Annotated in this window: 13 protein-coding genes and 1 pseudogene; 4 read left to right on the top strand and 10 right to left on the bottom strand. The window is 62.5% G+C overall.

All coding sequences use genetic code 11. The features are described from left to right. The 8 genes from PSV33_RS13380 to PSV33_RS13345 form a co-directional block, all read right to left on the bottom strand. A partial coding sequence (locus tag PSV33_RS13380) for a GTP-binding protein (protein ID WP_300562585.1) occupies positions 1–1,141 on the bottom strand: 1,141 nt, incomplete at its 3' end. A 209-nt stretch (positions 1,142–1,350) separates the two neighbouring features. Further along, the gene (gene rpsG / locus PSV33_RS13375; RefSeq protein ID WP_077592325.1) at positions 1,351–1,824 is read right to left on the bottom strand and encodes a 30S ribosomal protein S7; all 474 of its coding nucleotides are present in this window, start codon (positions 1,822–1,824) and stop codon (positions 1,351–1,353) included. A 202-nt stretch (positions 1,825–2,026) separates the two neighbouring features. Continuing rightward, a complete protein-coding gene (rpsL, locus tag PSV33_RS13370; protein ID WP_293595927.1) occupies positions 2,027–2,404 on the bottom strand; it encodes a 30S ribosomal protein S12 in 378 nt (125 codons plus the stop codon). A 188-nt stretch (positions 2,405–2,592) separates the two neighbouring features. Next, positions 2,593–3,792 carry a D-alanyl-D-alanine carboxypeptidase family protein gene (locus PSV33_RS13365; protein ID WP_300562583.1) on the bottom strand — a complete coding sequence of 400 codons (1,200 nt, stop codon included), beginning with the start codon at positions 3,790–3,792 and terminating at the stop codon, positions 2,593–2,595. A 73-nt stretch (positions 3,793–3,865) separates the two neighbouring features. Beyond that, positions 3,866–4,486, bottom strand: coding sequence for an alpha/beta fold hydrolase (locus PSV33_RS13360; protein WP_300562581.1), 621 nt, complete (start codon positions 4,484–4,486; stop codon positions 3,866–3,868). Between the two features lie 117 nt (positions 4,487–4,603). After that, the gene (locus PSV33_RS13355; protein WP_300562579.1) at positions 4,604–4,954 is read right to left on the bottom strand and encodes a (2Fe-2S) ferredoxin domain-containing protein; all 351 of its coding nucleotides are present in this window, start codon (positions 4,952–4,954) and stop codon (positions 4,604–4,606) included. 2 nt (positions 4,955–4,956) lie between these two features. Beyond that, positions 4,957–6,108 carry a VanZ family protein gene (locus PSV33_RS13350; RefSeq protein ID WP_300562577.1) on the bottom strand — a complete coding sequence of 384 codons (1,152 nt, stop codon included), beginning with the start codon at positions 6,106–6,108 and terminating at the stop codon, positions 4,957–4,959. A 336-nt stretch (positions 6,109–6,444) separates the two neighbouring features. Continuing rightward, complete coding sequence (locus PSV33_RS13345) at positions 6,445–6,873, bottom strand: CopD family protein (RefSeq protein ID WP_300562575.1); 429 nt, start codon at positions 6,871–6,873, stop codon at positions 6,445–6,447. A gap of 490 nt (positions 6,874–7,363) precedes the next feature. Between PSV33_RS13345 and hemB the strand changes: the two genes are divergently transcribed. Genes hemB through PSV33_RS13325 form a run of 4 tightly spaced genes read left to right on the top strand, consistent with a single transcriptional unit; the run spans position 7,364 to position 10,973 of the window. Beyond that, a complete protein-coding gene (gene hemB, locus PSV33_RS13340; RefSeq protein WP_300562574.1) occupies positions 7,364–8,383 on the top strand; it encodes a porphobilinogen synthase in 1,020 nt (339 codons plus the stop codon). A gap of 60 nt (positions 8,384–8,443) precedes the next feature. Then, positions 8,444–9,598: a magnesium transporter CorA family protein gene (locus tag PSV33_RS13335; protein ID WP_300562572.1), complete on the top strand. Its 1,155-nt coding sequence runs from the start codon at positions 8,444–8,446 to the stop codon at positions 9,596–9,598. A gap of 11 nt (positions 9,599–9,609) precedes the next feature. Further along, positions 9,610–10,350: a DUF72 domain-containing protein gene (locus PSV33_RS13330; protein ID WP_300562570.1), complete on the top strand. Its 741-nt coding sequence runs from the start codon at positions 9,610–9,612 to the stop codon at positions 10,348–10,350. A 38-nt stretch (positions 10,351–10,388) separates the two neighbouring features. After that, a complete protein-coding gene (locus tag PSV33_RS13325) occupies positions 10,389–10,973 on the top strand; it encodes a DUF1003 domain-containing protein (protein WP_300562568.1) in 585 nt (194 codons plus the stop codon). Here the strand turns inward: PSV33_RS13325 and PSV33_RS13320 are convergent. Both PSV33_RS13320 and PSV33_RS13315 read right to left on the bottom strand, forming a co-directional pair. Then, positions 10,970–11,623 (bottom strand): glutathione S-transferase family protein, encoded by a 654-nt coding sequence (locus PSV33_RS13320; protein ID WP_300562566.1) that lies wholly within the window; start codon positions 11,621–11,623, stop codon positions 10,970–10,972. The two genes, PSV33_RS13325 and PSV33_RS13320, sit on opposite strands and share 4 nt — an antisense overlap. Before the next feature lie 36 nt (positions 11,624–11,659). Continuing rightward, positions 11,660–11,951, bottom strand: a pseudogene (locus tag PSV33_RS13315) (amidohydrolase); the annotation flags it as partial.

Raw genomic sequence — 11,951 nt, 5'->3', positions numbered from 1 at the left:
CGATGTCGCCGGCGCGGATTTCGCTGACTTCTTCGCGGTTGTTGGCGTGCATCTGAACGATACGACCGATACGCTCTTTCTTGCCCTTGATCGGGTTGTAGACGCTGTCACCCTTTTTCAGCACGCCGGAATACACACGCACGAAAGTGAGCTGGCCCACGAACGGGTCGGTCATCAGCTTGAAGGCGAGCGCAGAGAATTTCTCTTCGTCGTCAGCACGGCGGGTCACAGGCGCCTCGTCTTCATCCATGCCTTTGACAGGCGGGATGTCGATCGGCGACGGCATGAACTCGATCACGGCGTCCAGCATGCGCTGCACGCCTTTGTTCTTGAACGCGGAACCGCAGTACATCGGCTGGATCTCGCTGGCGATGGTACGCGTGCGGATGCCGAGCTTGATTTCCTCTTCGGTCAAATCACCTTCTTCAAGGTATTTGTTCATGAACTCTTCAGACGCCTCGGCAGCAGCCTCAACCATCTTCTCGCGCCACTCCTTGGCCAGCTCGACGAGCTCGGCAGGGATGTCGCTGTAGGTGAACTTCATGCCCTGGGAAGCTTCGTCCCAGATGATGGCCTTCATTTTCAGCAGATCGACCACGCCGGTGAAGTTTTCCTCGGCACCAATGGGGATCACCATGGGTACGGGGCTGGCCTTCAGGCGCAGTTTCATCTGCTCCACGACCTTGAAGAAGTTGGCGCCGGTGCGGTCCATCTTGTTGACAAAGGCCAGACGCGGCACTTTGTACTTGTTGGCCTGACGCCAGACGGTTTCCGACTGGGGCTGCACGCCACCCACGGCACAGTACACCATGCAGGCGCCATCCAGCACACGCATGGAACGCTCCACTTCAATGGTGAAGTCCACGTGGCCGGGGGTGTCGATGATGTTGATGCGGTGCTCGGGCAGGGACGTGTCCATGCCTTTCCAGAAGCAGGTGGTTGCAGCGGAAGTAATCGTGATGCCACGCTCCTGCTCCTGCTCCATCCAGTCCATGGTGGCCGCGCCGTCGTGAACTTCACCAATCTTGTGGTTCACGCCGGTGTAGAAGAGGATCCGCTCGGTGGTCGTGGTTTTTCCGGCATCGATGTGCGCGGAAATGCCAATGTTGCGGTAGTTTTGAATGGGGGTAGCGCGGGACATAAATTACTTTCAGTTCGGGGTTACGAACAAAGACTGCTGAAAGACGCCCTGCAACGACATCTCTCATGTTTTCTGCGCCTCTGCCAGCTGTGCGTTGTGCGCTCAGCTGGCAGAAATTGGGGTTGAACCGCCAGACGTCAAGGTGATGAACACCTGGAGGCCGCTCGGCAACCCGTCAAATCAGCGCAGCAAATACTGCGAACGAAAAATCAGAAGCGGAAGTGGCTGAACGCCTTGTTGGCTTCGGCCATGCGGTGCACTTCATCACGCTTTTTCATGGCACCGCCACGACCTTCGGTGGCTTCCATCAGCTCGTTGGCCAGGCGCAGGGACATGGACTTTTCACCACGTTTCTTGGCAGCTTCCTTGAGCCAGCGCATGGCCAGGGCCATGCGGCGGACCGGACGCACTTCAACCGGCACCTGGTAGTTGGCACCGCCGACACGGCGGGACTTCACCTCGACCATGGGCTTGATGTTGCCGATGGCCATGTGGAAAGCTTCCAGCGGATCTTTGCCGGGGTTCTTCTTCTCGATCTGCTCGAGGGCGCCATAGACGATACGCTCGGCGACAGCTTTTTTGCCGCCTTGCATGATGACGTTCATGAACTTGGCAAGGTCAACATTGCCAAATTTTGGGTCAGGGAGAATTTCACGTTTAGGGACTTCGCGACGACGTGGCATTTTTTCACCTCTTTGCTTCAGTTGGCACCGCTTTGGGCAGCACCGCGAGAGTTATCAAAACCCTCACTTACTCGACCGGCGCAACAATTTGCACTTGGGTCACTTCGCTTGAAACACCTGCCAGGGTGATTCAAACACCTGTTTTTGAAGACGTCATGACAACTTCTTCTGGCGCGGGTCATGAAACCCGAGCCGGTCTGGCTTATTTGGCCTTTGGCTTCTTCGCACCGTACTTGGAGCGCGACTGCTTGCGGTCTTTCACGCCTTGCAGGTCGAGCGAGCCACGGACGATGTGGTAACGCACACCGGGCAAGTCCTTGACACGACCGCCGCGAACCAGCACCACGCTGTGTTCCTGCAGGTTGTGGCCTTCGCCGCCGATGTAGGAGATGATTTCAAACCCGTTGGTCAGGCGCACTTTGGCGACTTTACGCAGAGCGGAGTTTGGCTTCTTGGGCGTCGTGGTGTACACACGGGTGCACACGCCACGGCGCTGGGGGGAGTTCTGCATCGCAGGACTCTTGGACTTGATCTTTTCGACCTCGCGCCCCTGGCGAACTAGCTGATTGATGGTTGGCATTTAAAACGTCCCTAAACGTCTGATATCTGACTTGACTGAAATACGTGACTATTTACGTGAAAACGTGGATCTCCCCGGAAATTCCGGAAAAGCCCTCGAGTGTAGCAGTTTGGGGGGCCATCTGCAAATTTGGCCCGCCGGAGGAGGCCTCCGGCACCCTGCCCATGGCTCCCGGGGGAGCGCGCGGCTTATTTGATCCAGAGCCGGATCGAATCCCAGGCACGGCCCAGAATGCCGGCTTCTTCCACCGTTTCGAGCGCGACCAGCGGGATGTCCACCATGGTCTCGCCGCCGCCCACATTGACCTTGAGCGTCCCGAGAGCCTGCCCCCGGGTGTAAGGCGCGACCAGCGGGTCGGGCCGGGCGACCTGGGTCTGGACCTTGGCGGCGCTGCCAGCCGGGACGGCAATCACGATGGCCTCGGGCCGGCCCAGCTTGACGGTGCTGGATTTGCCCTTCCAGACCGCCGGCGAAACCACCGCCTGGCCGGCATCGAACAGCTTGACCGCCTCAAACGCGGTGTACCCCCAGTTCAGCAGCTTTTGCGACTCATTGGCGCGGGCACTGTCGCTGGTGGCGCCCAGCACGATGGCCACCAGGCGTCGGCCGCCCGGCGCGCCGGCGGCACCCAGGTTGGGAAAGTCGCGTTTGGCCGTGGCAATCATGCAGTAGCCAGCGGCAGCAGTGTGGCCGGTTTTCAGGCCATCGACCGTGGGGTCACGAAACAGCAGGGTGTTGCGGTTGGTGTCGTTGGCCGCTGGCGTGCCCGGATAGCGGTACTTCTTGATCGCCGAAAAGCCCATGTAGTCGGGGAAATCCTGCATCAGGCGGGTCGACAGGATGCTCAGGTCGCGCGCCGTGGTCGTGTGGCCCGGCTCGGTCAGGCCTTCCGGATTTTTGTAGGAAGTCGATTTCATGCCCAACGCCTTGGCCTGCTCGTTCATGAGTTTGACGAAGTTTTCAGCCGTGCCGCCCACGCCCTCGGCCAGCGCCATGGTCGCGTCATTGCCGGACTGGACGATCATGCCCTTGATCAGGTCTTCCACCGGCACCTGCATCTTGGGATCGATGAACATGCGCGAGCCCGGCATTTTCCAGGCGCGCTCGCTGACCGGAAAGGTCTGCTTGAGGGTGATTTTTTTCGCCTTGAGCGCGTCAAACACGAGGTATTCGGTCATCAGCTTGGTCAGCGAGGCCGGCTCGACCGGGGAGTCGATGTCCTTGGCAGCGAGGATCTGGTTGGCCGTGACATCAAGCAGCAGGTAGGAGCGGGCAGCCACTTCCGGCGCCTGCGGCATCTGCGCTTGCGCCACTGGCAGCAGGACCACGGAAGAAAGCAGCACAAGCGATGACGCCAGGCCACGGAAAACAGTCAGAAATCGGTGCATGGGGAGATAAGACCTGAAATTGGGAAAAGATGAAAAAGGAAGAGGCGGCAAGCCCGGCGCCGGCCTGAAACAGTCAGCCCAGGTGGCGAATCACAAGATTTTTCAGAAGCGGCAATTGTCCATGAAAGAAATGCCCGCCGCCGGGGACAACCGTAACAGGCAGTACCTGCGGCCGCGCCCAGTCCAGTACCGCCTGCAGCGGCACCGTGTCGTCCTGCTCGCCGTGGATCACCAGCGTCTGCGCATGGGCGGCTTCAGGGATGGACGCCACCGCAAAGCGGCTGGCGGCGGTGCCGACCAGCACCAGCCTGTCGATGGGTCGCAGGGTCTGCAGGCGCTCAAAGACGTGTGAAGTCACGAAAGCGCCAAAGGAGAAGCCGGCCAGGGCCAGCGCCCCGGCCGGCGCCAGTTGCTGCACCACCGCCAGCATGTCGTCGATCTCGCCACGACCCTCGTCGTACGTCCCTTCACTGGCACCCACACCGCGGAAATTGAAACGCACCGCGGTCCACCCGGCCTGGGTGAAGGCGCGCGCCAGCGTCTGCACCACCTTGTTGTCCAGCGTGCCGCCGAACAGCGGATGCGGGTGCGCGATCACGGCAACGCCGCGCGACGGCCCGGCGGGCGCGTCCAGTGCGGTTTCAATCGCGCCGGCCGGGCCGGCCACGCTGCTTTTCTGGGTTTGAGCGTTCATGGGGACAACTTCAGGGGATTCAATTTGCTACCAAAAGAGTAGCTATCTGCGCCCGTCCCATAAGGACTGGGGCCATAAAACATGCAAAAACATCGCTGACGGAGGTGGTGCGTGGGCTCAGCGCCCCAGGTGCGCAGGCGTAAGCAGGCGCTCGACCACCTGGCCGTTTTTCAGGTGCGACTCGACAATTTCGTCGATGTCCTGCGCATCCACATAGGTGTACCAGACCGCCTCGGGGTAGACCACGGCCACCGGCCCGGCCGCGCAGCGGTCCAGGCAGCCGGCCTTGTTGACCCGCACCTTGCCCGGTCCGGCCAGGCCGGCCGCCTTGACCTGCGCCTTGCAGCGGTCAAACCCCTCCTGGGCCTGGTGGTTGGCACAGCTGTCTTCACCGCTGCCGCGTTGGTTCAGGCAAAAAAAGATGTGCCGCTCGTAGTAGGAGGCGGGGGGTGCGCTGGGGGAGGTCATGGCTAGATTTTACTTTCGCCGGCGTCGACGGCCCGGCGGCTGGACAAGCGCACCAGCACATACAGCACGGCCGCATAAGGCCAGAGCCAGCCCAGCCACTGGGCCAAACCGTTGAAACGGACGAAGCGCCCCTGCTCCCAGATCTGCAGCGTCTCGGCAAAATAGGGGCCGACCGGCGCCTGGTTGAGCAGCGAGAGATGAATGCTCAAGGCCAGCAGCAGCAGCGCAGCGGCGACCCGGCGCGGCACCGGCGCCAGCAGCACGGCCAGCACGCCGCCCGTCATCAAGCCAACGCGCACCGGCAGGTCCAGCCAGGCCCAGGCGTGGTCTGGTCCGTAGCTGAGTGCGGCGGACAGGGCCGTCAGCGCGATGCCGGCCGCCAGCATGACGATCAGGAACACGGCGCGCTGCAGCAGGGTGCGAATCACGCAGTAACCGAGCAGACAGGGAATCAGCGCGCCCAGCGCCACACAGATCACTTCAGCGCCGGGGACCAGCGGCTGCAGTTCGATGTCGCGCACCGGCAGCCACTCCAGAAACGGCGTGTCGGCCAGCACGTCAGCCAGTGCGTATTCCAGCCGCTCCAGCACCTGCCCCAGCCCCAGCGGCACCGAGGCCGGAAACAGCAGCGCGACCGGCCACAGGGCCAGCAGCACCAGTGCACCGCGGGCATCCCGCACAAACCAGCGCACCCGAAAGCGGCTCCAGCGGACGATGGCGCCGGCTTTTTCCAGCAGCCAGGCGCTGCATGCGCCCAGCCAGGCACCCGCGGTGTTGAGTGCCAGATCGACATTCGATGGCACGCGCGAAGGCAGATAACTCTGCAGCGTTTCCATGACCAGTGACAGCAGGCCGGCACCGAGCACCGCCACGGTGACGGCCCAGGCCACGCGGCCGCTGCGCAGGGCCGACAGGGCGAGCAGAAAACCCAGCGGCGCATACCCTGCCAGATTGACGCCGACATCGAACCCGGTCCAGTAACGCGGCAGCGGTGCGGTCAGGAAATTGAACGGCGAGATGCCCTGATTGCGCCACTCTGAAAACGGGTACAGGCTGGCGTAAACAATCAGGCACACCGTGGCCAGCGCCAGCGGCCAGGCGGCTGTTTGCACACCGGAAGTTGGCTCACCCCCGTCGTCCTTACTGCGCTTCATGGCTTGTTGCACACCCCTGCCGTCTTCACTGCGCTTCGCTCCGTGTAATTCCGCCTCCCCTTGCAGGGAAAAAGGTGGCACACCCCTGACATCCTCACGATGCTGCGCATCGTGTAGTTCTGCCTCCCCTTGCAGGGGACGACGCATAGCGCCCGGCGAAGCCGGTTCGCCCGAAGGGTTTGACTCACCCCCATCGTTCTCGCTCCGCTTTGCTCCGTGTAGTTCCTTTCCCCCTTGCAGGGGGCGACGCGAGTCGCCCGGCGAAGCCGGTTCGCCCGCGTCTGCTGGCATGGCGTCTGGTGAATTCGGAGAGCTCACGCGGTGCCGTCCTGTCTGTCAGAACGGCTTGACGACGACGAGTATCACGGCCGCCAGCAGCAGCAGCACCGGCACTTCGTTGAACCAGCGCCACCACACGTGGCTGCGGGTGTTGCGGCGGGCCACAAAGGTAGACAGGATGCGGCTGCAGGCATGGTGATAACCCAGCGCCAGCGCCACGATGACGAGCTTGGCGTGCATCCAGCCATTGCCGGGGCCACGCCCTATGCCGTAACCCAGCCACAACCACAGGCCGAAGACCAGCGCGGGCACGGCCAGAATCGTGGTGAAGCGCAGGAGCTTGCGCGCCATCAGGATCAGACGCTCGTGCTCGGCCAGGCTTTCCGGCGGCACCATCGCCAGGTTGACAAAAATACGCGGCAGGTAAAACAGGCCGGCAAACCAGCTGGCGACAAAAACGATGTGGAGTGATTTGACCCAGAGCATCGGGTGAGTTTAGGGCCTGTTCATGCCCTCGTCTGCAAGAACCAAGCTGCCACCGGGACGGCTTCAGAAATTCATTTTGCGGGATGAAGTGCAAGGCGCCCGGAGCACAGCAACCGGAATGTACCCAGGTACATGAGGATTGCGAGCACCGCCGAATGCCAGGCGTTCGCTGACGCTCAGTGCCGCAATTCGCCCGGAAAATGGATTGATGAAGCCGTCCCAAAAAAAGATGCCCGGTTGACGCGGGGCCAACCGGGCCTGGAAGCCTTGTCTGCTGTGACACTTGAAGGCACCCGCTCAGGGAGGAAAAGCGGGGTGCCGCCACCAAAAAGGCGGCGGCACGGCGCATTCTAACCACGCATGCGACGCCATGACAAGCGCAGTGCGACCAATGGCATGGACAGACTTTCCCGTCATGTTCGGTAGCGCACAGATGAGCGGCGGCGTAGATTAATCCTCGCGCATGACAAAGCTTTGGCACAATTTGGCCATGACCCTGCACGCCTCCAACTTCGCCCCCTACCCGCTCGGCCGGCCGCGCCGCCTGCGCCGCGACAGTTTCACGCGCAATCTCGTGCGTGAAAACGCGCTGAGTGCCCATGACCTGATTTACCCGGTATTTGTCACCGAAGGCAACAACCGCCGCGAGGCTGTGGCCTCCATGCCCGGCGTCGAGCGCCTGAGCCTGGATCTGCTGCTGCCGGTGGCTGAAGAGTGTGTGCAACTCGGTATCCCGGTGATGGCGCTGTTCCCGGTGATCGACAACTCGCTCAAGACTTACGACGGCAAGGAAGCCCTGAACCCCGACGGCCTGGTGCCGCGTGTGGTGCGCGAACTGAAAAAACGTTTCCCCGAGCTCGGCGTGATGACCGATGTGGCGCTGGACCCCTTCACCAGCCACGGCCAGGACGGTCTGCCTGACAAGGAGACCGGCTATATCCTGAACGACGAGACGATTGAGCTGCTGGTCGGGCAGGCGCTGGCCCAGGCCGAAGCCGGCGTGGACATCGTTGCGCCCAGCGACATGATGGACGGCCGCATCGGCGCGATCCGTCAGGCGCTCGAATCGCGCAAGCTGATCCACACCCGCATCATGGCCTACAGCGCCAAATACGCGAGCGCCTTTTACGGCCCCTTCCGCGATGCGGTCGGCTCCTCGGGCAACCTCGGCAAGGCCGACAAAAAGGTCTACCAGATGGACCCGGGCAACAGCGACGAGGCCTTGCGCGAAGTCGCCATGGACATTGCCGAAGGCGCCGACATGGTGATGGTCAAACCCGGCATGCCTTACCTGGACGTGGTGCGCCGCGTGAAGGACGAGTTCGGCGTGCCGACCTTCGCCTACCAGGTCAGCGGCGAATACGCGATGCTCAAGGCCGCCGCACAAAACGGCTGGCTGGACCATGACGCGGTGATGATGGAAAGCCTGCTGGCCTTCAAGCGCGCCGGTGCCGATGGCGTGCTCACCTACTTCGCCATCGCGGCGGCGCGTTTGCTACAGAATAAATAGCTGTCAGCGCCCGCCAGATAAGGGCTACAGGCCAATTTGAATCCAAACCAGACAGACACCGTGCAAATTGTTGAATTCACCGCCGACAGCCTGCGCTTTTCAGACACCCTGCCGGCGCGGGCGCCGGCAGACGGTTTTGTCTGGCTGTTTCTGGATCGCGACGAATTCGAAACCCACGAGGCGCTGATTCAGCAGGCGGCGCAGCAACTGGGCGGCTCGGCCCTGCTGGACCTGCATTCCAGGGACCTGGCCAACCCCACCCATCCCTCGCACTACGACTACACCTCGATCTACGACCTCATCATTTTCCGCCGGCTCGCCACGCAGGTGGAAACCCGGGCCGAGACCGAACAGGACACCACCACCGAGGCAGCTGGAAAGCAAGTTGAGCTGCCGCGCCCCAAGCCGCGCGGCGGCCTGCCCGCCTTCAACCGCATCAGCTCCCGGGCGGTGGCTTTTGTGGTGTTTGACCGGCTCCTGATCAGCGTGCACCCGCGCGGCTGCTACACCGCCAAAAGTTTCATTCAGCGCTCGCTGACCGACGCCAAGTTCAGCGTGGACAGCGTGTCGGCGCGCAGCCGCATCCCTTCAAGCCCGGCCGACCTGGTGCTGCGCATGGTCAACGCCATGGTGGACAGCTACCTGGACGTGCGCAAGGAACTCACCACACAACTCGAGCACTGGCAGGCTGAACTGCTCAAGCCCAATTCGCGTTTTATCAACTGGGGCTCGCTGATGGGCGCACGCAGCCAGCTGCATGTGCTGGAAGACCTGTGCGACGAGCAGCACGACGCGATGCAGGAATGGCTCGATTCCTTGCGCGAGCAGCCGATGTCGTCGTTTGCCGCCGACGCCCAGCTCGCACAAACCCGGCGCGACCAGATGGTGGCGCGGGCGCGCGATGTCATCGAACACATCGAGCGGGTGGTGCACCATGCGCGCCGGCTCGAACAATCGGCCGAAACGGTGGTGCAGATCCACTTCAGCGCGCAAAGCAACCGCACCAACGACATCATGCGCACACTGACCGCGCTGACCGCGATCTTCCTGCCGCTGAACCTGATCACCGGCTTTTTCGGCATGAACTTCGAGTTCATGCCCCTGATTCACCAGACCAGCGGCTTCTGGTGGACCTTCGGTTTCATGGTGCTGCTGGTGGCGGTGGTGGTGTCGGTCTTCTGGCGCAAACGCTACCTGGCCCGAAGCAGGCATTAGGAAGCAGGGACATGGCGGCGGTGGTGCGCATCGGTTGCGCCGGCTGGAGCCTTCCCAGGCAGAGCTGGCCGCAGTTCCCCGACACCGGCACCCACCTGCAGCGTTACGCCCAGCGCTTCAATGCGGTAGAAATCAATTCGTCGTTCCACCGTCCGCACCAGCCGGCCACCTATGAACGCTGGGCCGCGGCGGTACCCGCCGGTTTCCGTTTTTCGGTCAAGCTGCCCAAAACCATCACCCATGAAAAGCGCCTGTCAGGGTGTGCACCGCTGCTACGCAGTTTTCTGGACCAGGCCTGCGCGCTGGGCGACCGGCTGGGCTGCCTGCTGGTGCAGCTGCCGCCCAGCCTGGCACTGGACAGCCGCGTGGTGGCCGGCTTTCTGCAAACCCTGAGAAAGCAGCACATCGGCCCCATTGCACTCGAACCCCGGCACGCCAGCTGGTTCGAGCCGCCCGCCGACGCCTTGCTGCGTTCGTTTGAAGTGGGCCGCGTGCTGGCCGATCCGGTGCTGTTTGAAGCGGGCACACAGCCCGGTGGCTGGCCCGGCCTGGTCTACCTGCGGCTGCACGGGTCGCCGCGCATGTACTACTCGGCTTACAGCAACATGCTGCTGGACCGGCTGGCGGCACGGCTCGTCCTGGAAGCGGCGGCGGCTGACACGGTCTGGTGCATTTTTGACAATACCGCCGCAGGCGCCGCCACAGAAAATGCGCTGTACACCCGCCGCGCGGTACAGGGTCCGGGCACCTGACAGCGGCATTTCCTCCACCGCAAGCCGAAGGAGTTGCGATGAGCTCAGCCGCCACAGCAAGAACCACCCCTTATGGTGATCCCGGGGCCGCCGCAGAACCGGTCTGCGTCGACGACCTGACGCGTCAGAACGTCCAGGCCATGCAGCGCCTGGAAGAAGCCGCACTCGCCTCGCGCAGCCGTTCTGACCGCATCGCCAGCCTCATTGCCCGTTTTTGCGGCTCCATGACTTTTGTCGGGGTGCACGTGGCGATATTTTCCTTCTGGTTGCTGGTCAATTCAGCCTCTGCAATGCCCCACTTCGACCCTTACCCGTTTACCTTACTCACACTGGTGGTGTCGCTCGAAGCGATTTTCCTGTCGACCTTCATCCTGATCAGCCAGAACCACGAGCTGCGCATCAGCGAACGGCGCAACCAGCTGGACCTGCAGATCAACCTGCTGACGGAACAGGAAAACACCAAGATGCTGCAGATGCTGGAGCGCATCGCCAAAAAGGTCGGCGTGTCCATGAACGACGATCCCGCCGTGCACATCCTGAAAAAGGCGACACACCCGGAAGTACTGGTGGAGCAGATCGAGCAGGCGCAGCGCGACGGCGCCGCGTCATCCCGCCAGGCCTAGACCCAAGGCTGGGCGATCTTTTCCGTTGCGAAGACCTGCAACACCGCCGGCCGCGCCAGCATGCGCTGCAGGTAGGGGCCCAGATGCGCACGCGTGCGTGCGGCAGGCGTCTGGAAGTTGCGCGTCCAGCGGCACAGGGTCAGCACATACGCGTCCAGCGCGCTGTACTTCTCGCCGGCAAACCAGGGACCGCCATGGCGTGCCAGTTCGACATCCAGCTGGTCGAGCATGACGCCGATTTTCACTTCGGCCTGCGCCTTGACCTCTGCCGCGCTGGCGGCCTTGCCCGGGGCCACCGAGCGCTCAGAATAAAAGTAAGTGATCAGCGTGGCCTGCAGTGTGTTGGTCAACCACATCAGCCATTTGTAGAAGTGCGCGCGCTCGGCTGTCCCTACGGTCGGCGCCAGCCCGGCTTCGGGATGCGTGTCGCACAAGTGCAGGCAGATGGCCGCGGTTTCATACAACACCAGATCGCCTTCAACCAGGACGGGGATCAAACCATTCGGGTTGAGGCGGAGGTAGTCTGGGGTCCTGTGCGCGTTTTTCGTGCGATCCACCAGCACACGTTGGTAAGACGCGCCGATTTCTTCAAGCACGATGTGCGGCACCATGGAAGCGGTGCTGGGGTCGTAATAAAGCTTCATCGTCATGACAGATCCTGATCGAACCAAAAAGAGGCGCCGAGCCTACTTGACGCCAAACAGAGAGGCGCCGTTGTCCCAGGCGATTTTCCGCGCAACGTCGGGCGGCAAATCACCCAGCCAGGTGCGGTAACCCTTCATGAGTTCTTCGTAATACTGCCAGCGCTGGTTGACCCAGGTGTCGGAGCCGATCATGAAACGCGAGGGGTACTTGAGCAGCAGCGCGCGCCACTCGGGGCACAGTTTCCCTCCGTCGCAAGTGAGGCCGGGCCGGTAGGACAACTCGCCCATCAGCGTCGGGTAGCGGGCCAGCAGCGCCTCCACCCGCGCCACGGGG

Origin of the sequence: Polaromonas sp., from assembly GCF_029945895.1 — a bacterium.
In the GTDB taxonomy this organism is placed as follows: domain Bacteria; phylum Pseudomonadota; class Gammaproteobacteria; order Burkholderiales; family Burkholderiaceae_C; genus Polaromonas.
Note: the sequence above shows the minus strand (reverse complement) of the source record. Positions and strands in the feature narration are given on the sequence as shown.

Bases quoted from the DNA above. Each gene is read 5' to 3' on its own strand.
- rpsG (WP_077592325.1), bottom strand. From the start codon at position 1,824: ATGCCACGTCGTCGCGAAGTCCCTAAACGTGAAATTCTCCCTGACCCA.
- rpsL (WP_293595927.1), bottom strand. From the start codon at position 2,404: ATGCCAACCATCAATCAGCTAGTTCGCCAGGGGCGCGAGGTCGAAAAG.
- PSV33_RS13365 (WP_300562583.1), bottom strand. From the start codon at position 3,792: ATGCACCGATTTCTGACTGTTTTCCGTGGCCTGGCGTCATCGCTTGTG.
- PSV33_RS13360 (WP_300562581.1), bottom strand. From the start codon at position 4,486: ATGAACGCTCAAACCCAGAAAAGCAGCGTGGCCGGCCCGGCCGGCGCG.
- PSV33_RS13355 (WP_300562579.1), bottom strand. From the start codon at position 4,954: ATGACCTCCCCCAGCGCACCCCCCGCCTCCTACTACGAGCGGCACATC.
- PSV33_RS13350 (WP_300562577.1), bottom strand. From the start codon at position 6,108: ATGAAGCGCAGTAAGGACGACGGGGGTGAGCCAACTTCCGGTGTGCAA.
- PSV33_RS13345 (WP_300562575.1), bottom strand. From the start codon at position 6,873: ATGCTCTGGGTCAAATCACTCCACATCGTTTTTGTCGCCAGCTGGTTT.
- hemB (WP_300562574.1), top strand. From the start codon at position 7,364: ATGACCCTGCACGCCTCCAACTTCGCCCCCTACCCGCTCGGCCGGCCG.
- PSV33_RS13330 (WP_300562570.1), top strand. From the start codon at position 9,610: ATGGCGGCGGTGGTGCGCATCGGTTGCGCCGGCTGGAGCCTTCCCAGG.
- PSV33_RS13325 (WP_300562568.1), top strand. From the start codon at position 10,389: ATGAGCTCAGCCGCCACAGCAAGAACCACCCCTTATGGTGATCCCGGG.
- PSV33_RS13320 (WP_300562566.1), bottom strand. From the start codon at position 11,623: ATGACGATGAAGCTTTATTACGACCCCAGCACCGCTTCCATGGTGCCG.